At 59.1% G+C, this 21,216-nt stretch carries 23 protein-coding genes; 9 read left to right on the top strand and 14 right to left on the bottom strand.

Going from position 1 to position 21,216, the window contains the following annotated elements; genetic code table 11:
* Positions 1 to 112: 112 nt before the first annotated feature.
* Positions 113 to 1,114: a DUF1254 domain-containing protein gene (locus tag DXY29_RS05860; RefSeq protein ID WP_371411066.1), complete on the bottom strand. Its 1,002-nt coding sequence runs from the start codon at positions 1,112 to 1,114 to the stop codon at positions 113 to 115.
* Positions 1,115 to 1,286: 172 nt separating this feature from the next.
* Positions 1,287 to 2,318, bottom strand: a complete 1,032-nt coding sequence (locus tag DXY29_RS05865; RefSeq protein ID WP_115023695.1) for a neuromedin U — start codon at positions 2,316 to 2,318, stop codon at positions 1,287 to 1,289.
* Positions 2,319 to 2,682: 364 nt separating this feature from the next.
* Between DXY29_RS05865 and DXY29_RS05870 the strand changes: the two genes are divergently transcribed.
* A complete protein-coding gene (locus DXY29_RS05870; RefSeq protein ID WP_371411067.1) occupies positions 2,683 to 4,563 on the top strand; it encodes a hypothetical protein in 1,881 nt (626 codons plus the stop codon).
* A gap of 47 nt (positions 4,564 to 4,610) precedes the next feature.
* A complete protein-coding gene (locus tag DXY29_RS05875; protein WP_115024291.1) occupies positions 4,611 to 5,531 on the top strand; it encodes a hypothetical protein in 921 nt (306 codons plus the stop codon).
* Between the two features lie 26 nt (positions 5,532 to 5,557).
* Here the strand turns inward: DXY29_RS05875 and DXY29_RS05880 are convergent, their stop codons facing one another.
* Entirely contained in the window at positions 5,558 to 6,169 is a 612-nt protein-coding gene (locus DXY29_RS05880) for a ferric reductase-like transmembrane domain-containing protein (RefSeq protein ID WP_115023698.1), read from the bottom strand.
* Positions 6,170 to 6,318: 149 nt separating this feature from the next.
* On the bottom strand, positions 6,319 to 7,326 hold the full coding sequence (pheS, locus tag DXY29_RS05885; protein ID WP_115023701.1) for a phenylalanine--tRNA ligase subunit alpha: 1,008 nt from the start codon (positions 7,324 to 7,326) through the stop codon (positions 6,319 to 6,321).
* Between the two features lie 71 nt (positions 7,327 to 7,397).
* On the opposite strand from pheS, the gene surE reads away from it, so the two are divergent.
* Positions 7,398 to 8,207: a 5'/3'-nucleotidase SurE gene (gene surE, locus DXY29_RS05890; protein WP_115023703.1), complete on the top strand. Its 810-nt coding sequence runs from the start codon at positions 7,398 to 7,400 to the stop codon at positions 8,205 to 8,207.
* A gap of 296 nt (positions 8,208 to 8,503) precedes the next feature.
* Here surE and DXY29_RS05895 read toward each other — a convergent pair whose 3' ends face one another.
* Positions 8,504 to 9,352, bottom strand: coding sequence for a phycobilisome rod-core linker polypeptide (locus tag DXY29_RS05895; RefSeq protein ID WP_244279323.1), 849 nt, complete (start codon positions 9,350 to 9,352; stop codon positions 8,504 to 8,506).
* 504 nt (positions 9,353 to 9,856) lie between these two features.
* Positions 9,857 to 10,417: a DUF3611 family protein gene (locus DXY29_RS05900; RefSeq protein ID WP_115023707.1), complete on the bottom strand. Its 561-nt coding sequence runs from the start codon at positions 10,415 to 10,417 to the stop codon at positions 9,857 to 9,859.
* A gap of 54 nt (positions 10,418 to 10,471) precedes the next feature.
* On the opposite strand from DXY29_RS05900, the gene DXY29_RS05905 reads away from it, so the two are divergent.
* The 5 genes from DXY29_RS05905 (at position 10,472) to DXY29_RS13460 (ending at position 14,057) form a co-directional block, all read left to right on the top strand.
* Positions 10,472 to 11,413: a bifunctional riboflavin kinase/FAD synthetase gene (locus DXY29_RS05905; RefSeq protein ID WP_115024293.1), complete on the top strand. Its 942-nt coding sequence runs from the start codon at positions 10,472 to 10,474 to the stop codon at positions 11,411 to 11,413.
* Positions 11,414 to 11,547: 134 nt separating this feature from the next.
* A complete protein-coding gene (locus tag DXY29_RS05910) occupies positions 11,548 to 12,606 on the top strand; it encodes a thiamine phosphate synthase (protein ID WP_115023709.1) in 1,059 nt (352 codons plus the stop codon).
* 3 nt (positions 12,607 to 12,609) lie between these two features.
* Positions 12,610 to 12,828 carry a sulfur carrier protein ThiS gene (gene thiS, locus DXY29_RS05915; protein WP_115023711.1) on the top strand — a complete coding sequence of 73 codons (219 nt, stop codon included), beginning with the start codon at positions 12,610 to 12,612 and terminating at the stop codon, positions 12,826 to 12,828.
* Between the two features lie 18 nt (positions 12,829 to 12,846).
* Positions 12,847 to 13,794 carry a DUF1517 domain-containing protein gene (locus DXY29_RS05920; protein WP_115023713.1) on the top strand — a complete coding sequence of 316 codons (948 nt, stop codon included), beginning with the start codon at positions 12,847 to 12,849 and terminating at the stop codon, positions 13,792 to 13,794.
* A gap of 119 nt (positions 13,795 to 13,913) precedes the next feature.
* Entirely contained in the window at positions 13,914 to 14,057 is a 144-nt protein-coding gene (locus tag DXY29_RS13460) for a hypothetical protein (protein WP_170952137.1), read from the top strand.
* A gap of 4 nt (positions 14,058 to 14,061) precedes the next feature.
* On the opposite strand, the gene larB is transcribed toward DXY29_RS13460, so the two are convergent.
* From larB to era, 6 genes are all read right to left on the bottom strand, one after another.
* Positions 14,062 to 14,736 carry a nickel pincer cofactor biosynthesis protein LarB gene (gene larB / locus DXY29_RS05930; RefSeq protein WP_115023717.1) on the bottom strand — a complete coding sequence of 225 codons (675 nt, stop codon included), beginning with the start codon at positions 14,734 to 14,736 and terminating at the stop codon, positions 14,062 to 14,064.
* A complete protein-coding gene (locus DXY29_RS05935) occupies positions 14,733 to 15,128 on the bottom strand; it encodes a TIGR03792 family protein (RefSeq protein WP_244279324.1) in 396 nt (131 codons plus the stop codon). Before DXY29_RS05935 ends, larB begins: the two co-directional genes overlap by 4 nt.
* A gap of 48 nt (positions 15,129 to 15,176) precedes the next feature.
* Positions 15,177 to 16,391 carry a tRNA (guanosine(37)-N1)-methyltransferase TrmD gene (gene trmD, locus DXY29_RS05940; RefSeq protein ID WP_115023721.1) on the bottom strand — a complete coding sequence of 405 codons (1,215 nt, stop codon included), beginning with the start codon at positions 16,389 to 16,391 and terminating at the stop codon, positions 15,177 to 15,179.
* Positions 16,392 to 16,397: 6 nt separating this feature from the next.
* The gene (locus DXY29_RS05945; RefSeq protein ID WP_115023723.1) at positions 16,398 to 16,859 is read right to left on the bottom strand and encodes a phycobiliprotein lyase; all 462 of its coding nucleotides are present in this window, start codon (positions 16,857 to 16,859) and stop codon (positions 16,398 to 16,400) included.
* Positions 16,860 to 16,880: 21 nt separating this feature from the next.
* Positions 16,881 to 17,783, bottom strand: a complete 903-nt coding sequence (locus DXY29_RS05950) for a phytanoyl-CoA dioxygenase family protein (protein WP_115023725.1) — start codon at positions 17,781 to 17,783, stop codon at positions 16,881 to 16,883.
* Positions 17,784 to 17,847: 64 nt separating this feature from the next.
* A complete protein-coding gene (gene era, locus DXY29_RS05955) occupies positions 17,848 to 18,783 on the bottom strand; it encodes a GTPase Era (RefSeq protein ID WP_115023727.1) in 936 nt (311 codons plus the stop codon).
* Between the two features lie 62 nt (positions 18,784 to 18,845).
* Between era and DXY29_RS05960 the strand changes: the two genes are divergently transcribed.
* Positions 18,846 to 19,367 carry a hypothetical protein gene (locus DXY29_RS05960; RefSeq protein WP_115023728.1) on the top strand — a complete coding sequence of 174 codons (522 nt, stop codon included), beginning with the start codon at positions 18,846 to 18,848 and terminating at the stop codon, positions 19,365 to 19,367.
* A 53-nt stretch (positions 19,368 to 19,420) separates the two neighbouring features.
* Here DXY29_RS05960 and DXY29_RS05965 read toward each other — a convergent pair whose 3' ends face one another.
* Both DXY29_RS05965 and DXY29_RS05970 read right to left on the bottom strand, forming a co-directional pair.
* A complete protein-coding gene (locus DXY29_RS05965) occupies positions 19,421 to 20,152 on the bottom strand; it encodes a Bax inhibitor-1 family protein (protein WP_115024294.1) in 732 nt (243 codons plus the stop codon).
* 68 nt (positions 20,153 to 20,220) lie between these two features.
* Positions 20,221 to 21,216 carry a PhoH family protein gene (locus DXY29_RS05970; protein WP_115023730.1) on the bottom strand — a complete coding sequence of 332 codons (996 nt, stop codon included), beginning with the start codon at positions 21,214 to 21,216 and terminating at the stop codon, positions 20,221 to 20,223.

Consider the following 21,216-nt stretch of genomic DNA (forward strand, 5'->3'; position numbering starts at 1 on the left):
CTTGATTAAACAGCAAAATGAGAAGAGGCCTGCATGGGCCTGAAGACCCTCCGCAAACCAAGTCAAGTCAACAAAAGACTTCAAAACATCAGCAATGATCAAACGCGCCGATTCATTTGAACTCCAGCTCAGGCCGGATCCATGAACCATCGAAATAGGCGGGCTTCGGGTTGTAGATCCGCAAGGTGGCGTTCCACCCCGGGTAGATCTCCAGATGGTTGTCTTGGTTGCTGTCTCCACCCAAGTTGATCACCACATCACCAGCCGCGTTGGGCTTGGCAAAGGCACTGTTGAGGTTGAAGGAGCTGCCACTGGGAAAGCCATCCTTGTCGTAAACCGTCAACGACCAAAAGGCATTGTCCCCGTTGGGAACATCCTGCATCGTCAGCGTCTGAGGCTCAGTGGATGTGGGTGTGTAGAACAGATAGACAGCACCCTCCTTGGGCAAGCCACCGATGCCAACAGCAACTCCCATGTTGTTTTGCTCTGGGGTGATTTCGCCGGGGCGACCGAAAAGCGATTCAGACTTCACGCCTTTCTCATTGCGCTCCTGGTTGTAAGCAGCACGGAGAACCAGCATCTGCTCAAGATCCCATTGATTGGGTTGAACAAATTCGCCTGTGTCGGCCTGGTTGACCGTCAACTTGGCTTGCAAAGCCTGGGCCTGGGCCACATCCTCTGGATCCTGGATGTTCACACCCGTGCGGAATGCCACCAGTGCAAAGCGGCTTCCCACCTCATCCTGCTTCAGGGTGTATTCACCAGGCTCTTTTTCCACATACACATACCCCTGGCCATTCACCACCATGGCGCTCTGGTAGCGGCCGTTGGTTTGCGGAAGCATGAAGGTGGCCGGGGTGGTGAGATCAACAATCAACCAGGAATACAAGGTATCGAAATTGATCCGAATCACTGTGCGATCGGTGGGGTCTGCTGTCTTCCCGTCGTTCCAGATCGTTCCCAACCCCCCAGTACAGGTTTCAGCTGCAACTTTGGCAATGTATTTGGCAAACACCGTCTGAGTTTCGGCATCGGCATAGTTGGCCTTGGTAACGGGCACCACCTCATTGCTTGCTAAGACCACGGCGGGCTGTGGGCAAGTGGATTCAGCCACGGCTGAACCTGGTGCTGAAGCCAGGCCAGCGACGGAAACCAGAAGACCGGCAAAGATGGACGAGGTGGTCTTTAAAGAAGAGGACAGCAAGACAGTGATCACTATTTAGGTATCGATAATTAGATACAGGAGAAGAGGCTCGTAATTTCACAGTCTCTTCTCCTGATCAGAGTCACTTCTTAGCCGTGGGAATAAGGAACTGAACCTGGGTGCGGATCGTCCAATCCCCCATCAGCTCTTCCCCACCAATTTCAGGCTTAATGGCGTTGTAGTAAGCATGCAACGACACATTGATGGGTTGCTTACCAAGTGTGAATACTCGTCCAACACCAGCACCGACAGGGACCGTCCATCCGTTGTCCTCATTCTCCCAATCCGCAGTAATAATGGGTGAAACCGATAGATACCAACCCTCGGGAAGATTGTAGTTAATGAAAGGTTGGATCAACATTTTGTTCACATCTTTGCGGTCATCATCTCCCGCGAAAGACCACATATTGTTCACCAAGCCACCGACAACCCAAGGCCCTTTGGTGTAAACACCAACGAGCGCAGGGCCGGCAGTCCACTTGCCGGTGCTCAGCGGGATCTTGTTGGAAGGAAAACTGAGGGTGGGACCGAAACCAAAGGTGAAATCCCCCTCCAGGGTGGGCACAAAAAAACCGGTGGGATTGACATCACCAACACCAAAAGTGTATTTCTCCCTCCAACCATCAAAGTAAGGTTCACCTGCTGGGGTGAGGTCGAACTTTGGTTTGGCGAATGGGGCGTTAATGAACGGAACAATGGTGCGCGTCACAAGCGTCCAGTCGTCACTCAACTTGAACGGAAAAACAGGTTGAACGTTGACCACATTCATGACCCTGTCATGCTTGGCATCGGGGTCCACCGAATTCGGTGCCCACTGGGTCCCAGGTGTGGCATTCCACTGGAAGGGAATGCTGATCATGCTGGCGATGGGATTTTGTGCCGCTTTGGCCAGAGCTGCTTGATCCGGGCCAGCGGCTTCTGCTGCAACAACACCAGGGGCTTTGTCTTCCGAGGCAATCTGCTGAGCCTGAGCGATTTCGTCTGGCTCCGTCTCTGTCAGAGGGCTGTAATCAAAACGGGATTGAGCCTCGACCTCGCTGATCTCTTGCGCAGTTGAACAAGTTCCAGCAAGAGCGGAAACCGCAATCGTGCTGAGCAGAAATCGACGAAGCATGAAGGCTCCTAAAACTGTCTAATTTTGACGAGCTAAACAGCAGAGGCGGTACAAATCGGTCGGTTATCGCGAGACTCAACAAGAGAACCGTCGGATCTTTTCAGTGAGGCAGCGGCTTGCCGTCATTGGCGATCAGTCCGACGGGACTGGCATAAGCCCATCCGTACGTGATCTGTATCGAAACGCTGCGCAAATTTCTTTTTCTGCTTAGACCAAAAAAAACGTATTGACGTCCATGAAAGCCTTCAAAACGCTTGGGCAGGTCCTCGCCCTGAGTGCACTGGCTCTTGGTACCGCAACTGGATCTGTCGAAGCCCGAGGGCATTCAACCTTGAACGGGCAGATCTCCTTGAAGGGTCAGCCCGTGAGCGACTCATCCATCACCCTCTGGCAAACCCAAGCCGGGCAATCCCCCAAACAACTGAGCACCCATCGCTCGAACAAAAGTGGTGCGTTCAGTGTCAAGGTTCGAGATACGCAAGGGGTCGTCCATTACCTCGTGGCCCAGGGGGGCGACATCGGCGGATCCAGCGCCGACCAACTCACCATGCTCACGGTGCTCGGCGGAGATGAGCATCAGCAGGTGGCCATCAATGAGCTCACCACGGTTGGTTCGGTTTGGCCCAATGCTCAGCTGCTTGAAGGCACAGCTTTGGAAGGGAGCCAAAGCGCCTTAGCGATCGGATCGAGCCAAGTGGAAAACCTGGTGGACCAGAGCACAGGACGCTTTGGAGCAACGTTGCTGAAGAGCACGAACCTGCTGAATTCTGAGACTGCAGCTCGGATGAATGTGCTCTCAGATCTGATTGCTTTGTGCGGGCAACCGACGCAATCTCGAGCGTGCGATCAGCTGCTAGCACTGACAAATTCAGAGAACACACTCTCGGCGATGACATCCATCGCCCAACAACCGTGGAAGAACGCCGGCGCGCTCTATCAGCTGTTCCAAAGCGCATACCCGATCAACAAAGCGACACAGCTGCGCACAACTGCAACCGCTCCCTATTTGCTGTTTCAACCCAAAAGCTTTTCCCTCTCCCTGGTTTTTGACGGTGGCGGTGCTTTAGGGCTCGGGAAGTTGATGTTTGACGGCAAAGGAAGCATGTGGAGTGGAACCAACTGGATGCCGGGATCTCAATCCGGCGTGGTGAACAACATCGGCGGAGGTGTGACCCACTTCGGCCCCGGTGGCACACCCCTCTCGCCAGCGATTAGCGGTTACAACGGTCAAGGCATCAACGGTGTGGGCTGGGGGACCGGCGTCTCAGAAAAATATGCCTGGGTTGGTGCATTCAACAACATGGTTGGGGTGTTCGACCTCAAAGACGGCAAAGCCCTCGGGCCAGCCACCATTGATGGGGAAGTGGGTCAGCTTCAGGGCGTCGCCACAGCCGCCAACGGAGATGTATGGATTGCCGACAACACCGCAAACCACATGATTCATTTCCCAGGTGGCGATTACACCCAGGGAGAACGAATCACAATTGATGGCCTCCAAGCACCCTTCGGTGTTGCCGTTGACGCGCAAAACAGAGTGTGGGTGAGCAGCAGTTACAACAACAAACTCACCGTTTTCCCAGGGGACGCTCCTGATCAGGCCAAAACGATCGAAGTGAACCTTGGGGCACGTGGTGTTGCCGTTGACTCAACAGGGCACGTGTGGATTGCCCAGCAATCCAATTCTCCTCAAGGAGCACTACCTCCAGGCGCGAAAATGCCGCCCAACATCCCCGCCAATGCACCACAACCCAAGACCATCATGGAGGAGTTTGAGGCCGGTGCTGAATACCTTTTAACCAACCCCAACATCACGCAAACTGGCATGGTTGGGTTGATTTCACCCGACATGAAAATTCTCAAGCAGGACATCGCCAAAGGCACCGCTTATATCCCATGGGGTGTGACAATCGACGGCAATGACAATGTCTGGGTTGGCAATTTATATGGTCAAAGCTTGACTCACATCTGCGGCGTCAATCCCGCCACATGCCCCGCAGGAAAAACCACTGGGGATGTGATTCACAACTACCAAAGCGGCGTTATTCAAATGACCACCGATGTGATCGTTGATGACGCTGGAAATCTCTGGAGCGCCAACAACTGGTTCGACGGTGAAGTCGTGATCAACCCCACCTACAGGGGACGCACCTCCACATTTGGAGGGGGGCAGGGATTCGTTGTGACCTATGGCGTTGCCGGACCGGTTCAGAACCCCCTCATGGGTCCTGTGCGCAAGCCACGCTGATGGCTTCGTTGGCCTCAATCGTCAGATTTCTTCCGTTCCAAACCCCGATGCGTCTCAACCGCCTGCTTGGCCTCGCCACTGCCTGTTTACTTGCTCCGCTTGCACTGCCATCTACCGCAGAAGAAGCCGCAGACAAGGACAACGACACCCGCGTGTATGTGGAGGCCTACGGGTTCTTCCCCCTGGAAACCCACTCCAAAACCACACTGGACAACAACAGCACCAAAGAAACGCTGGATCTCAGCGATGTGTTGGACATGCTCACCGGTGTGTTCAGCGGCAAGGTGGCTGTTGAGAAAGGTCGCTTTGGCCTGCAAGCAGGACTGGACCATCTCAGCTTCAGCACATCCGAGACGGTCTCGTCCTGGAACAGCTCGAACCCCATTCAGAACGAACGCCACCCGCTCCTGCCGGAGCGGAGGGTCAACTCCAAGGGAACGATTAAGTCGGTCACCGACACCGAGCAAACCATTTTTGATCTAGCCCTGCGCTACCGCGCCGGTGAGATTCAAAAGCCAAAGATGACGCCAGGTTCGGTCAGCTTCATTGGCTTTGCAGGGATGCGATTGATCGACGCCTCATTGGACATGGACGTGTCGTTCAAAGACGATGTCACCGTCGAGGGAATCCTTCCCTCAAGGCAGCTTCAACGCGACATTGCCGATGCAGCCAGTGAGACGTGGCACAACACCTGGGTGCAGCCCCTCGTTGGCATGAACACCACCCTTGCTCTGGGTGAAGACTGGCAAGCCTTCCTGGCCATGGATGCCGGTGGTTTTGGGCTCAACGGAAAACAGGATCTGTCAGGAACCATCGAGGCGGGTGTGGCCTACGCCCTGGGCAATTCCGCCCAGATTTCCCTGGCCTATCGCTACTTCGGGATCGACTACTCAGCCCACAACGGACGCGACGCCTACTCCTCCACACAAAACGGGGTTTCAATGGGATTCCGCTGGTTGTTTGACTGAGCTTTTATCCAGGGAGACCTGAGTGTTTATCCACTCACGGGGCTTAATGGGCTTTTGGGTTTGATGTGGCCAACCCAGCGGATCACCAAAAGAACCAGGGTGAACACAAGAAAAGGTGCATAGAAATCAGCTGGCCCTTTCTTCACATGGCTCACATACGTGAGGGCGAATTCAGCCCAAATCCAATAGGAGCCAATCACGTGCAATCGCTTCCAGTGCTTCATACCCATCCATCGCTGGGCCGCATTCGTCGACGTCAGGGCCATCAAGGCAATCAACAGATACGCCACACCCCCAACCAGCCACTTCCCTGCGGGCTGCTCACTCAGGAATGGATCCGGAAAATCCAGAGACATCGCAAGGATCAAGGCCAGATGAATCGCGTGGGACGACGCGAAACTCAACCCGATCCAGCGCCTGTTCTGAAGCATCCACTGACTCAGGGATGACGGCCAGAGGCGTTGCACACTCGAAGCCACAAAGGCCATCGAAAAGAGAACTAGGGAGCTACGTCCCGTTGCATCGATGCCTGCTGTGACTGACGTTGACGTCCAACCAGAGACGCCGAAATGCAGCGCCAGACCCGCCACAATCGCGAGCGTCGCCAAGGCGGTCAGTCGCCAGCCAAGACGTGCCATCGACTCTCCCCTAAATCTCTTTTTTAAACACGCTGTTCAGCGTTGCCAACGGCAAGTCGAAGACACCACCGAGGAGAGCAGGGAGCGGAGAGACGCTTGGCTCTGTTCAAGCTTCAGAGTCAGCGCCTCTAAAAAACAGTATTTGCCCCTCAGAACTGCTCCAGGAAACGCAGATCGCTGGTGTAAAGCCGGCGGATGTCATCGATGCCGTGACGCACCATGCAGAACCGCTCCACACCCAAGCCCGCGGCGAAACCGCTGTAACGCTCAGGATCCAGCCCAAGGCCTTCCAGAACAGCGGGATCGACCATGCCGCAGCCCATCACCTCCAGCCAGCGGCCGCGCCACTGCACATCCACCTCAGCTGAGGGCTCAGTGAAGGGGAAGTAGCTGGCCCGGAAACGCACCGGCAGGTCGCCGAAGAAGGCCTTGAGAAAGGCCATAACGGTGCCGCGCAGATGACTGAAATCCAGGCCTTCATCGATCGCCAGCACCTCCACCTGGTGGAACACCGGCGAGTGGGTGGCATCGACGGCGTCCCGGCGATACACGCGCCCGGGAGCCACGATGCGCACCGGCGGCGGATTCTGTTCGAGATGGCGGATCTGCACGGGTGAGGTATGGGTCCGCATCAGCAGGTCAGCCCCGAGATAAAAGGTGTCCTGCATGTCCCGGGCTGGATGATCCTCGGGGATGTTCAACGCAGTGAAGTTGTAGTGGTCCTGCTCCACCTCAGGCCCCTCAGCCACGCTGTAGCCGAGGCCCAGGAACAGATCGACGATCTCTTCTGTAGTGGTGATTAGGGGATGGCGATGCCCCATCGGCACCCCTGAAGCCGGAGCGGTGACATCCAGGCTTTCCTTGGCAATCCGCTCCGCCATGGCCGCCTGCTTCACGGCTTCAAGCCGCTCACCCAACAGAGTCTGCACCTGCGTTTTCAGCACATTGGCGCGCTGACCCACCAGGGGGCGCTCCTGACCGGGCAACTTGCCCATGGCACCCAGCACACCGGAAATGCGGCCTTTCTTGCCCAGCAGCCCGACCCGCAGCTGCTCAAGCGCAGCGGCATCGGCCGCCTCGGCGATCTCGGCCGCAGCCTGCTGCTCGAGGGCATCGAGTTGATCGGTGAGCTGCTGCAGGGTGACCGGTGCGCTCACAGGAACGTGTCTGACAGCTGCCGACTGTAAGCAGCCAAGCCGCTTAGGTTCATCCCAGTGCAATTGCCGCCATGACCCCGCTGCGGATCCTGATCAGCAATGACGATGGGGTCTTCGCCGACGGCATCCGAACCCTGGCCGCTACTGCTGCAGCCCGTGGCCATCAGGTGACGGTGGTCTGCCCGGATCAGGAACGGTCCGCCACCGGCCATGGCCTCACCCTGCAGACCCCCATCCGCGCCGAGCGAGCCGACGAACTGTTTGCTCCAGGAGTCACCGCCTGGGCCTGTAGCGGCACCCCTGCCGACTGCATGAAGCTTGCCCTGTTCGAACTGGTGAAGGAGAAGCCGGACCTGGTGCTCTCCGGCATCAATCACGGCCCCAACCTGGGAACAGATGTGTTCTGCTCCGGCACCGTTGCAGCAGCCATGGAGGGCACCCTGGAAGGCATTCGATCGCTTGCGGTTAGCAGCGCCTGCTTCCAATGGCGTCAATTCCAAGCCGCCGCAGACCTGGCCCTGGAAGTGAGTGAGCAGGCCATCGAGGACCAGTGGCCCGAAAACCTTCTGCTCAACCTCAACATCCCCCCCTGCTCTAGGGAGGAGATGCGTGGACTGCGCTGGACCCGTCTCTCGATCCGGCGTTACGACGAGCAATTCAGCCGCCGAGAAGACCCCCGTGGCCGCGCTTACTACTGGCTGGCCGGGGAAGCGGTGCAGGATCTTGAATCGGCCGGAGAAGGCCCCCGGGATTGGCCCAGTGATGTAGCCCAGATCCATGCCAATTCTCCTTCCCTCACGCCGATCCAACCCGACCTGTTCTGGCGGGGGCCACTCAGTGGCCTCCCAAATCTCAAGCTGAACGATCAGCTGGTGCGCTAGATCGACTTTCCAAAAGTTGCTGACAGGGAGTCAGAAACTGTTTGGCGCCTGGAGGACAACTGAACATGTCCCAAAGAATCAAGCCACACAGGCGATTACAACCATCAGCGTTCTGCACAAACGTCAGGGGCTCAATGCACTGGGAAAGACTTGACTGAGCCGAAAAGCCGCAGCGAGTGAACAACTCAAAGGCTTTTCACAAGGAATTCATCCAGGTGTTTTGCCATGACTTCTGACTTCGCCTGGGTGCAAACCGATCAAGTGGCTTGCACCCAGGATGAAATGAAAAGCTCAGATCAAAGACCAAGGAACATTGCAGGAATTCGGTCGAGTGCGTGAATGCCAAGCATTTGTGACACTACATTCACCAGCATTCCAGCGAGGTGAGCACCACCCACGAGAGCCAAACCACGCCACAGCTTTTCATAATTTGCGGGTGGCTTGCCTCCCAGCCATGCAGCAGACATTTGTACATATTCTGGCGCCGGCGGCACATGAATAGACATGGATACTCCGCCAGCAAGATTGCTACGGAGCAAGCTATCGCTCCCTTTCGATCGATCACTGCTTGCAAAACCTTGCTCAAGAGCCGCAATTCGAACAAAGTTTTGCATCGACATTCCACTTGCAGAAGTGAACGATCGAACATAAGGAATCGTATTATCCCCAAAGACTTCTGAATACTCCGCAGAATCAATAATGGAGTCAATCAGCCCATCGAACCCATACTCAGATTGGATCGCAGCTGAACTAATAACTTCTTGCTGATTCAGAGGTGGTCGGCCAAGCAAATGCTTGAAATTCAACTCAATCCCTCTGTAGGCAGAAACTTTAAAGAAATAACGGGATTTATACAACTCACTCTTAGCGAGACGACGAACAAATTCACGAGCACAAAGACGTCCGTCGGTGAATTCTGCTTCTAGAGAATCACAGCGCTCATAGGCCATGACATGTGCATTACCCAGAACCTGCCGGTATGCGGCATCAATACACTCGCGCAGAGCCTCTCCATCTGTCGGAGAAAAACGATCAAACGTGACCCGATGCGGACATTCAACATGGTCCCTTGGACCTACACCAATACGCATCTGTGCACATGATTGCCTCAGATATTCGGCATTCGTCAGAGCGGCTGGACTCATCCCCCTGCGGGCCTGAGACGACGCAAAACTAACGTCCATTGACTTGGACTCAGCGCCGAACCTGAACTTGGGTGAGAGGGAAGCGTTCATTTAAAGCAGAATTACTGAAAGCCTTTGCCAAGCAATTGCGAGCACGAAAGACCGTTGAAGGCGCAACTCCAACAGGAGCGCATTGAAAACTTAGTTGTGAAACAACAATTTCCTCTGAACGCGAAAAAAAATTAAATTAAAGAATAATTAGTTATCTTTAGTTTCTTAAAGCCTTGCAGCATCGCTGAGAAGCGACTGCTTTGAAGATCCACACAGTCCTGGACGCAAGCCAATTCAGCCTTCAACAGTTCAGCGAGATTTGCGCATCAAGACATCAAGCGAAGAGCTTTGGCTTGCAACCAAACCCAATCATCGAGGCTCGACCTGATGCCTCTCTCCCCAGATCAGAACCACGAAAAAGCCTTAAGGCATTAATTCACTGATGGAGAGGCAACCGGAGCCAAAGGGATCCATTCATTGCGTGCGATAAACCCGTTGCAGCAGCCACAGGGAGAACAACACACCGATCAGATGGGCGAACAGCACCTGGGTGTTGCTGAGCACGGACAGCATTTCCAATGACGTAATCGCCAGGTTGTCGGCCATGCCGCGGCCGCCGATGGCAATACCGGGGGTCTGCATCGAAGCCTGCACGAACAGACTGCCGGCGAGGGCCTGATAGCCGATCGTGGCGAAGGTGAGGCCCAGCAGATCCGCCAGCAGCCCCCGCTTGATCAGCCGTGCCACCTCCCCCCGACTGGGTCGGGCAGCACTGTCGATGGCCCGACCGGCACGAACGATCAGCCAGCCCTGCCAGAGGCTGAAGAGCAGCACGAGGAAGGCCAGGGAGGTGAGCGACAGTCCAGGCCCTAGCCCTACAGCACGTTCGGAATTGCGGGCCAGGCTGCCGCCAATGTTGTTGAACAGGAGAACACCCACCACAACGATGCCGAGAACCACCTGAATCCAGAAACGGATCCATCCCATCCGACGCACGCCGAAGGACAACTTCTGGAAATCGAGGCGGTCGGCCATGCCCTGGTGCTCGGTCGTTCAAACTTGCCACCAAAGCGCACCTTCTGCACCTCCTTGATTCCGCTCTGCTCTCCAGAGGAGGCCCGTCGGCCAACAGCCCTCGCTCTGGGGAGTTTTGATGGCCTCCACGCGGGCCATCGTCGTGTGATCGATGAGGCCATCCAGGGCATCCCAGAGGAGGCCGTTCCCTCGGTGGTGAGCTTCTGGCCCCATCCCCGTGAGGTGCTGTTCGGCGAAGCACGCCTGAGGCTGGATCTCCCAAGCGAAAAACTCGCCCTGCTTGAACCCCTTGGCATCCAGCAGCTCGTGCTGGTGCCCTTCACCCGGGAGCTCGCTCAGCTGAGTGCGGAAGAGTTCGTCAAAACCGTTCTATTGAGCACCCTTCAGGCCAGGCGCATTGCGGTGGGCACCAACTTCCGCTTCGGCCATCAGCGGCGGGGCGACGCCGAGATGCTGGAACGGCTCGCCGCTCGCGGAGGCGTTGAGGTGAAGGTCGTGCCCATCGTTGAAGACCGTGAGGGCCGGATGAGCAGCAGCAGAATCCGCGCGGCCCTCGAGCAGGGAGATCTAGAGGCAGCCAAAGGCTTGCTTGGCAGGGCTTACCGCTTTCAGGGCCGGGTGGTGCGGGGCCGAGGCCTGGGGCGAGAACTGGGCTGGCCCACCGCCAATCTCCAGGTGGATGGCCGCAAAGCACTTCCAGGGCTCGGTGTCTACGCCGCCTGGGCCCAACTGGATGGGGCAGGCGAGCGCCTGCCAGCCGTGATGAACCTCGGCCCCCAACCCACGATCGATCCCACATCTCCCTCTGCCGTGGAGGTGCACCTGCTGGATCAGAGCCTGGAGCTGGAGGGGCGGCACCTGGGCGTCGAGCCGGTGCAGCGCCTACGCGGCCAGACCAAATTCAGTGGTCTCGAGGAGCTCAGCAGCCAGATCGGCCGCGACGCAGCCCAAGCCCGCAAGATCCTTCAGACAGGCTCTCAGGCCACGGTCGGATAGGCATTCACCAGGCCCCAGACGATGAACACGCCGATGCCACCGAGAAGAACGATTCCCCAGACCAGAACGTGCATGGTGCTTTCAGAACCACCGTTCTCCATGACCGACGCAGAAACCGTTGCCCACAGGGTGCCATGAATCCGACCCCTAGCGAGACATCCCTGGATACACGGGTGGCACGCCTGATCGATGCCAACCTCGACCGTGCCCGGGAAGGCCTGAGGGTTGTCGAGGACTGGTGCCGCTTCGGCCTAGAGCAGCAGGACTTGGTGGTGCGCCTCAAGGACTGGCGACAACGGCTGGGACGGCTACATCACGACAGCTACAAGCAAGCCCGCTCCACCAGCACCGACACCGGCGCCGGACTGGAGCATCCAGCCCAACTCGACCGCCACAGCCCCGATCACGTGGTGGCGGCCAATTGCGCCCGGGTGCAGGAAGCACTGAGGGTGCTGGAGGAGTACGGACGCAACATCGACCCTGCCCTGGCCGCTGAAGCCGCTGTGATCCGCTACGGCCTTTACGACCTGGAGGTGGTCTGCCTCAACGCCACCCTGCGGGCCAGGCGACGCACCAAGCTTCAGGACTGTCGCCTCTGCCTGATCACAACCCCCTGCGATGACCTGAGCGATCGGGTGGAGGCCGCCCTGCAGAACGGGGTGAGCATGGTGCAGTACCGCTGCAAAGCGGGGAACGATCTCGAACGCCTGCAAGCGGCCCAGCAGCTGAGGCAGCTCTGCAACCGCTTCGGGGCGCTGCTGATCATCAATGACCGAGTTGACCTGGCCCTCGCGGTGGATGCAGATGGGGTGCACCTGGGCCAGGAGGACATGCCCAGCGACGTGGCACGCTCTCTGCTGGGGTCCGCGCGTCTGCTGGGCCGCAGCACCCACAGCATCGATCAGGTTCATCAAGCTCAGCAGGAGCCGATCGACTACCTCGGCTTCGGCCCCATCCACTCCACGGCCGTCAAACCCGAGCGATCCCCTGTTGGCATGGAACTCTTGGCGCAGGCCACTGCGATCAGCCAACGCCCCGTCTTTGCCATTGGTGGAATCACGCTGGCCAACCTGCCGGCACTGCTCTCGGCCGGGGGCCAGCGCGCGGCGGTGATCGGCGCAATCATGCATGCAGATGACACCGGGCAGGCCTCGCGGCAACTGCTCCAGCACCTGGACCACGCCACGTTCTGAGCCATGCCTCTCACCCTGATGGTCAACGGTGAAACCCGCGTGCTGGATCCAGCGCCGACACCCGCCAGCCTGGCGGCCGTTGTTGCCCTGCTGGCCAACAACCCCAAGCTGGTGGTCACGGAGCACAACGGCGTGATCGCACCCCGCAGCCGTTGGGACAACATCGTGGTGAAGGATGACGACACCCTTGAGATCGTCACCATCGTGGGTGGTGGTTCCTAGAGTCGCCGGATTGATGCTGTGGGCGCTGCTGTGGCCACCCCCCGACTGTTGACACAACCCCGACGACTGCTCGCATCACTACTTTTGCCGCTCGTGCTTGTGGGACTCTGCCTGTTCCAGGCACAGCCGGCTGATGCAGCCCGCGGTGGGCGCATGGGCGGGGGCAGCTTCCGCGCTCCTTCGATGCCCCGATCCAGCGGCGGTAGCTATGGCGGTGGGTATCGCGGCGGTGGTTACCGCGGTGGAGGGATGGGCTTCCCCTTCATCATTCCGATCTTTGGATTCGGTGGCGGTGGTCTGTTCGGGCTGCTGATCCTGATGGCCATCGCGGGTGTGCTGGTGAACGCCGTCCGGGGCGGCGGCGGCGCCCCAGCCATCGGAGGTGCTGCTGCGGCTCCAGCCATACCGCGCAACGTGAACATGATTCAGGTGCAAGTGGGGCTGCTGGCCAGTGCCAAATCCCTTCAGGACGATCTGCGCTCTTTAGCTGCCTCCTCCGACACCAGCAGTTCAGCCGGCCTCCAAAGGCTGCTTCAGGAAACAACCCTGGCCCTGCTACGCCAACCGGACCTCTGGGTCTACGCCAATGCAGAGAGTGGAAGTGTTCCGTTCAGCTCCGCTGAATCGACCTTTAATCGCCTCTCCATGAACGAGCGCAGCAAACTGGACGCTGAGCTCACCAGCAATGTCGGTGGTCAGCGGATGAGCGACACCAGCAGCAGCGCTGGCGAGGCAGATGCCACCAACGAATTCATCGTCGTGACGCTTCTCGTCGCGTCAACGGCAACCGCCAAGCTCGGTGGAGCTGACACCGGGGAAGATCTACGCCAGACCTTGCGCATCCTCGGTTCCACAGCCTCCACTGAATTAATGGCCCTCGAAGTGATCTGGCAACCGGAGGGGCGCGGTGATGTGCTCAGCGCCAACGACCTCGTCACCGCCTACCCCAATCTGCAGCACCTCTGAAGAACTAAAGATTTTCTTCGCCGATTTTCTGGGTTTCTGGGTATTCCTTCTCAGGAATCAGTCTTAATTTGCTGATAACCAAATTTGGACTTCCGGCGTTGGCCCCCGACCCCCGCTCCATGGAATGGCAACAAGATGGCGAGCTGGCTCGGGCTGATCTGGATGCTCTTGTAAATGCACTGCTGCGCGTGGAGTGCGACCGCAACTCTGCCGAGCTGCAGCGACTGGGCCAGATTGATCCACCTGCTGCTGCTGCCGCCTAAACAATTAGCCCAATTCAGCGGGCTCGACTCCTCTGAGGATCCGCAATGCAGCCATCGCGGCACCGTAGCCATTGTCGATATTCACCACCGTCAACCCGGGGGCACAACTGGCGAGCATCCCTTCCAAAGCGGTCCTCCCCCCTGAGCTGATCCCATAACCAACCGAGACCGGGACGCCAATCACCGGCTGGGAGACAAGACCGGCCAGTACCGTCGGGAGGGCGCCCTCCATCCCTGCGCAGGCGATCAGGATCCGAGCCGTTGCCAAACGGGGAAGTTGATCGAGAAGGCGATGCAATCCGGCAACGCCAACATCCATCACAGGGTCAACGCCAATGCCATGGCAACGCAGGGCAAGAGCGGCTTCAGCCACCACAGTGCGATCACTGCTGCCTCCACTCAGCACCACCACCTCAGCAGGAGGCGGTGGTGCAGGAGGCAGAGAGCCCAAGGTCAGGCAGCGGGCATCAGGGTGCAGCTCAACCTCCGGCAACATCTCGAACACCCGTGCCGCCTTCTTGGCATCCACCCGGGTCACGAGCCCCAACTCTCCTGCTGTGGCAAAGGTCTCGAGGATGGCGATGATCTGATCGGCCGTTTTGTGTTCCCCCCAGATGGCCTCAACCATGCCCAACCGCTGGCGGCGCCGCAGATCAAGACGAGCATCAGGGATGTTCACTGCGGCAACAGTTCTCCCTCAAACACAAGGGGAAAGGGGTTGCCCTGGTTCTGTCCCGTGTGCTCACAGGCCAGCATCTCGAAGCGCGCCTGAACCCTCTCCACCTCCGCAGGAGGAATGGATTTCCAAGCCTCACGACTGCTCCAACGAATCAGCAGCGTCCCCTCCTCAGTTGCCGGATCCCAGAAGAGATCACGACCCAAAAATCCAGGCTGGTGCTTCAGCCAAGGCTCCCAGCTGCCGCGTTCCGCAACCATCCAATCCTCACGACTCTCCTGGGGCACCTTCAGCCGCAGGTGCTCAATCACGGCCACCTTGACACCAACTTGAAGGTCGGCCCATGCCTGATCCCGTGCCTCCGAAATCCCTCCCAACAACAGAACCAGTGCCAAACAAGGTCCGATGACCCTAAGCAAAACAAGCCTGAGTCGATGCACGATTCAGCTCCTCTGCAGAAGTGCCACAGCCTGGCAACTGATGCCCTCTTCCCGTCCTTCTGGACCCAAGCCTTCGTTCGTGGTGGCCTTCACACCCACAGCGTCAGCGGCAATTCCGATGGTTGATGCCATCGTGCTGCTCATCGCCGCGATATGCGGTTTGAGCTTCGGGCGCTCGGCAATCACAACTGCATCGATATTCACCACCGACCAGCCACGCTCTTTGACCAGCTTCACCACTTGATCCAGCAGCTTCAAGCTGTCGGCTCCTTTCCATTGGGGATCGGTCGGTGGGAAGTACTTGCCGATATCGCCAAGGGCTAGGGCCCCGAGCAACGCATCCATCACGGCATGCACCAGCACATCGGCATCACTGTGACCATCAAGACCAAGACCGTCGGGATGCTCCAGGCTCACGCCCCCGAGGATGAGGGCCCGTCCGGGCACCAGCCGATGGATGTCGTATCCGTTGCCGATGCGCAGCTCCATGCCGGGGTCTAGGGGGTCGAAAGGGACATCCATTGTTGCGGCCTGCCAGCGGGAGAACAGGTCGGGCCGCCGTTCGCGGGTCCGCTGCTCCCGCTGCTCCTGACGCCACCGAGCGATGGCACCGTGGTCGCCACTGCGCAGCACATCGGGGACGGTCATGCCGCGGAAGTCAGCGGGGCGGGTGTAATGCGGGTGTTCGAGGAGGAGTGCACTGTGGCTTTCCTCCACCAGCGAATCAGCCGTCCCCACCGTGCCGGGAAGTAGGCGAACAACACCGTTGATCACCGTCATCGCCGGCAGCTCACCGCCAGTGAGGACGAAGTCACCCATCGACACCTCCTCATCCGCCAAGCCGCGAATCCGCTCGTCGAACCCCTCGTAGTGTCCGCAGAGGAAGACCAGTTGATCGTGGTCGGAGGACCAGCGTTGCAAATCCTGCTGCTGTAGGGGACGCCCCTGTGGTGACATCAACAGCACCCGGCTGCGGGAGCTACGGGGGATTTCCTCCATCGCGGCGAACACCGGTTCCGGCTTGAGCACCATGCCGGCACCACCGCCATAGGGCTCGTCATCCACCTTGCGATGGCGATCGGTGGCGAAGTCCCGGGGATTGTGCAGGTGCAACTCGGCAATTCCTGCCTTGAAGGCACGCCCGATCACCCCCAGCTCCAGCAGAGGGGCAAACGCCTGCGGCGCCAGACTCACCACATCCAGGCGATAGGGCGCCATGCCGCCTCAGGCCGCGGGTTTGGACACCCTTCGGATGTCCGTGCAGAAACTGCCCTGAACCGGTGTTCCTTGCGCATCAACAGCTGTGGTGCTGCGCAGGCGCAGGTTGACCCGCGTGAACCAGATCCTCTCCTGCACACACACCCCGTCGGCCCGGCTGAGGTTCAACTCCATGCTGCCGTCGGGCCAGAACCTCCAGCTACCAGGAGCATCACCATCCAGGATCAGCTTTCCATCAGCGGCGAAGGTGAGGGTGCTGCAGGTCCCTCCAGGGGCCTGCACCTGCAGTTGACCGAGAGCCCCCTGCTCTTCCACGCAGCGGACAGTGAGTTCACCCCGCTCGCTGCTGTGCCAGTCGTCATCACCTCCGGCAGCCAGCTCAAAACAGCTGCGAAGGCTCATCCACTCACCGTCGCAGAGATTCAGAAAGGAGGCAGGGTCTTCCGGGGGAAAGGCTTGTTCGCTCATCAGCCCATCTTCTCAGCCGGGTCACCAGCTGATGGGGAGAAAGGGATAAGGGCGGTTCCAGCCATAAAGCGCAAGCCGCTGCTGTCCCTGGGCGGCAGCACCACGACGGTGAAAGCCGAAGACATCCGCCAGCACCAGGGTGTTCGCTGGGCAGGTCAAGGCAACGGGCTTGGGCAGCCCCAGCTCTGCCAGGGATTCTTCACGAATGCGGAACGATCCAGAGACATCCGGCTGCCGCCGTTGTTCAGCGGCAGCGGTGGCCGTGGCCTGCTCCCAACGCAGGCGAGGCGCATCGAGGCGATGGCTACCCGGCACGTATTCGAAGGGTCCGTCCTGGCGTTGCACCGGCCGCAGAAAAAACCAGAACTTGAGAGCACGAAAGAACGTGTCGCGATGCAGATCCTTCTGCAAATCGTGCGTCCGGGTCTCCTCGCCATGCACCGTCAGGTAGATGTCCAGCTTGCGCGGATTCATGGGCAGCCCAATGATCTGACGCGATCCCTCATGGAGCCGCTGATCGTGGGAGAAGGCAGCGGCCCGAGGCATCTGCTCGGGATTGATGTGGAGAAAACGGTTGAGGGTTCCACCATCGAAACGGTCAAAACCTCCAGGAAAGGGTTGTTTCGGGCGAAAGCCAGGCCGGGTGTTGTCTGGTGCTGGATGGGAGCGTGACGCGCAACTGACCACAGCCTCCACCTCGTCACGCAAGGCATCAAACTCGTGTTGCGGCAGAAAGTTCTCCAGCACCACAAAGCCATCCCGCTCCAGGCTGGCCAGTTGAACTGGGCGAAGCAGACGTCTCCAGAGGCAAAGCGTCTCCGCCAGCTGCACACGGTGTCGATGCAGCTGGCAGCGTCTGTTCAGACCAGGGTGACCGACCCAGGGATCCCGAAAGCTCTTGGTGCGCGTCAGCAGCGAAAGCATGAGCGGGACATTACGTGCTCATGCCCCATCGGAAGGGACTCACACACATACGTGTAGCAGGCGTTCAGTGGTCCCCTGTGTACCCAAGTTCAGCCAAGCGGGCAGGTTTGCTTCGCCAATCCGGCACCACCTTGACGAACAGCTCCAGATACACCGGGCCATCGATGAGCACCTGCATCTGCAGACGCGCCCCCTGACCGATCGTTTTAAGCATCGCCCCGCCTTTGCCGATCAGGATTCCCTTCTGACTCTTGCGTTCCACCAGAACCGTGGCCAGTACTGCGGTCCGCCCCGTTCCTTTGCCCTTGGCCGGCATCTCCTCAATTCGATCAATCGTGACGGCGACGCTGTGGGGCACCTCTTCTCGCGTATGGAGAAGCACCTGCTCACGAATGAGTTCCCCCAGCAGCACCCGCTCCGGTTGATCACTCACCATCTCGGGTGGATAGAGCTGAGGTCCCAAGGGCAACTGAGCCGCCATCGCCGCTGAGAGCTCTTTGCAGCCATCTCCTGACAGGGCGCTGCAGCGGTGCACCGGCCAGTTGGTCTCCTCCAGAAGGGCGCTGTAGGCCTCCTCCGACTCGGTCTGATGCTCTGCGGCCACCTTGTCCCACTTGTTGAGGGCCACCAACACCGGCAATGACTGCTGCTGCAGCAGATTCACGATGAAGGCATCGCCCCGGCCAGGGCGCTCGCACCCCTCCAGAAGCAGCACCACCAGGTCCACCTCACCGATGGCACTGCGAGCACTCTTCACCAAGCGTTCCCCTAGCAAGTGGTGGGGCTTGTGGATGCCAGGGGTGTCCACAAGAACCATCTGAGCCACCTCCGTGGTGAGGATCGCCCGCAGGCGGTTGCGGGTGGTCTGGGCCACAGGGGAGGTGATCGCCACCTTTTCCCCCACCAGCTGATTCACCAGCGTGGATTTGCCCACGTTCGGGCGACCGATCAGTGCGATGAAACCAGAGCGGTAATCCTCTGGCAGCGGAGTTGGGTGCATGTTCCAAGTCTGCGCCGCCGTTGAATCGTTCAATAGCCTGAGGGGAGGATTTCGAGAGGGCCATGCCGGATCAGCAGCCCACCTTCCAGCAGGCGATGGAGATCACTGCCGCTTGGCTGCAGCAATGGGACAACGAGGAGATCAGTGATGAAGTGCTGGCCGACCGCATCGGTGAAATGGTGGCCAGCCGCGATGGCGCCCGGGGATTTTTCGTGGTGAGCCTGGCGGGAGACAGTGTGCTCATGGATCGGTTGCCCGACGCCGTTGTCGGGCAACTGCGCAGCGCTGGTGATGGAGTGGTTGATCTGAGCGTCCGCAATCTGGCCATGAGCACTGCCATGGCCGTTCAGCACCGACGCTCGGGGGATGCAGCTCAGCAGGCCGGTTCGGAGCGGGTCACCAGCCGCTGCATCGAACTGCTCAGGCTGCTGGAGCCGGCAGACGTGAAAGAGCGCCTGGAGCAACTGCTGGCCGCAGCCCTCGACAACCGCGGCGAGGATGTCCCCTTCCTCAAGAAGTGGGGATATGACGCCGAGCAGAAGCAAGCCATCGGAGACAGCGTTTATGCCGTGGCAGAGGGCTGAGCCACAAAAAAGCCCCGAACTGGCCGGGGCAAGGGATTCATTCTGGGCGGGCGTCAATCGCGACGACCACCGCCGTTGAGCACGATGATCAGGCGCAGGATGAAGATGAACAGGTTGATGTAGGTGAGGTACATGCTCAGGGCACCTGCCAGGTATTGGTCATCCCGGTAGGAGCGGGGCATCGTGTAGAAGTCGACGAAAGCAGCGCCAACGAACAGCACGGTGCCAAAGCCGGCGATCATCAACTCAAAGCTGGTGCCATGGAAGATGGTGGGGGCAAAAATCCCGCCAATGAACTGGACGACCATCGCCAGAATCAGGCCGATCAAGCCGAGGCCAACCACGCCGGAGAGGGCCTGACCGACGGAATCGCTCATGCGACGGCCAACGATCGACGCAATCACAAAGGTGATGCCGGTGGCCAGAGCAGCGGTGCCGACCGCACCGATACCGGCGACGGCTCCAGCGAAAGCCACGAGACCACTCAGGGTGAATCCCGTAATCAGGCTGTAGATCGACAACAGCGGCAAGGCTGTGGCGTTGTTCCCCTTCATCGCCACGTTCTGCGCGACGAAGAACAGAACCAGGTTGCTGATCACTGCCACCCAGAACAGGGGCATGAACAGCGGGGTGGCCATCATCGACAGACCACCGATCACCCCGATAGAGGTGAGCACCATGCCGCCACCGACGTAGGGCAGCGCTTTATTAACAACGTTGGGCCCGACAAGGGCGCTGGATTGCGCCTGGCGGATCGCCTCCTGGAAATTGCTGCTTGCTGGCATGTCGACCAGGTCACCAAAGAGTCCACACATCCTGCCAGCGATGGCAAGGGGGTGGAGTGTGGATGTCCCTATCGACGCTGAGGCTTGGCTGTTTTGCGTTCGTCCCGTCGGGCATAGGCCTCGACAACCCGCTGGACAAGAGGGTGACGCACCACATCGGCCGAGGTGAGACGACAGACAGACACGCCTTCCACACCATCCAAAACGTCGGAGGCCTCCACCAGACCGCTCTGCACGGTGGCTGGAAGATCCACTTGTGTGATGTCGCCCGTCACCACCATCCGAGAACGCTCTCCGAGACGGGTGAGCACCATGCGCATCTGGGCAGGCGTGGTGTTCTGAGCTTCATCAAGGATCACAAAGGCATCACTGAGGGTGCGGCCCCGCATGTAGGCCAGCGGAGCGACCTCAATCACCCCCTTCTCCAACAGCACGCTTGTTTTCTCGGCTCCAAGAAGGGAATGCAAGGCGTCATAGAGCGGGCGCAAATAGGGATCGACCTTCTGCTGAAGGTCGCCCGGCAGGAACCCCAGCCGTTCCCCAGCCTCGACAGCCGGCCTGGTGAGAATCAAACGCTCCACCTTGCGTTCGGTGAGCATCCGAACAGCAAGAACGGTGGCCAAGAAGGTTTTTCCTGTGCCCGCAGGCCCGAGCGCAAAGGTGAGATCGTGGCGCTCCATGGCATCCACATATTTCTTCTGTCGCAGGGTGCGCGGTCGCAGCAGATTGCCCTTTTGGCTCTTTGCCAAGACCTGCTCACCCATGGCGGCATGGTCATCGCCGCGGCCGGTGTTGAGCGCTCCAAGAGCCGATTGAAGATCCACCGGAGAGACCGACTGACCCTCCTGCCAGATCGGGCGCAGCAGTTCCACAACCGCAGCGGCCCGTTCAATCTGCGTCGGCCGCCCGGTGATCACCAACTGAAGACCCCGCAACACCATGGAGGCTCCTGTCAGAGCTTCGAGGCGATGCAGGGTTGTTTCTGCTTCACCGGCCAAAGCCAATGCAGCATCGGGATCAGGCAGGTCGAGAACGAAACGGCCGCGTTCGCCGTCGTCAGACAC

The organism is Synechococcus sp. UW69, from assembly GCF_900474185.1.
Classification (GTDB): domain Bacteria; phylum Cyanobacteriota; class Cyanobacteriia; order PCC-6307; family Cyanobiaceae; genus Parasynechococcus.

Excerpts from the sequence above, each read along its gene's own strand:
- DXY29_RS05880 (WP_115023698.1), bottom strand. The coding sequence starts at position 6,169 with ATGGCACGTCTTGGCTGGCGACTGACCGCCTTGGCGACGCTCGCGATT.
- DXY29_RS05900 (WP_115023707.1), bottom strand. The coding sequence starts at position 10,417 with ATGGCCGACCGCCTCGATTTCCAGAAGTTGTCCTTCGGCGTGCGTCGG.
- thiS (WP_115023711.1), top strand. The coding sequence starts at position 12,610 with ATGCCTCTCACCCTGATGGTCAACGGTGAAACCCGCGTGCTGGATCCA.
- era (WP_115023727.1), bottom strand. The coding sequence starts at position 18,783 with ATGCACCCAACTCCGCTGCCAGAGGATTACCGCTCTGGTTTCATCGCA.
- DXY29_RS05895 (WP_244279323.1), bottom strand. The coding sequence starts at position 9,352 with ATGAGTCCAGCCGCTCTGACGAATGCCGAATATCTGAGGCAATCATGT.
- DXY29_RS05960 (WP_115023728.1), top strand. The coding sequence starts at position 18,846 with ATGCCGGATCAGCAGCCCACCTTCCAGCAGGCGATGGAGATCACTGCC.
- DXY29_RS05865 (WP_115023695.1), bottom strand. The coding sequence starts at position 2,318 with ATGCTTCGTCGATTTCTGCTCAGCACGATTGCGGTTTCCGCTCTTGCT.
- DXY29_RS05945 (WP_115023723.1), bottom strand. The coding sequence starts at position 16,859 with ATGAGCGAACAAGCCTTTCCCCCGGAAGACCCTGCCTCCTTTCTGAAT.
- surE (WP_115023703.1), top strand. The coding sequence starts at position 7,398 with ATGACCCCGCTGCGGATCCTGATCAGCAATGACGATGGGGTCTTCGCC.
- DXY29_RS05965 (WP_115024294.1), bottom strand. The coding sequence starts at position 20,152 with ATGCCAGCAAGCAGCAATTTCCAGGAGGCGATCCGCCAGGCGCAATCC.
- DXY29_RS05875 (WP_115024291.1), top strand. The coding sequence starts at position 4,611 with ATGCGTCTCAACCGCCTGCTTGGCCTCGCCACTGCCTGTTTACTTGCT.
- trmD (WP_115023721.1), bottom strand. The coding sequence starts at position 16,391 with ATGGCGCCCTATCGCCTGGATGTGGTGAGTCTGGCGCCGCAGGCGTTT.
- DXY29_RS13460 (WP_170952137.1), top strand. The coding sequence starts at position 13,914 with ATGGAATGGCAACAAGATGGCGAGCTGGCTCGGGCTGATCTGGATGCT.
- DXY29_RS05950 (WP_115023725.1), bottom strand. The coding sequence starts at position 17,783 with ATGCTTTCGCTGCTGACGCGCACCAAGAGCTTTCGGGATCCCTGGGTC.
- DXY29_RS05910 (WP_115023709.1), top strand. The coding sequence starts at position 11,548 with ATGAATCCGACCCCTAGCGAGACATCCCTGGATACACGGGTGGCACGC.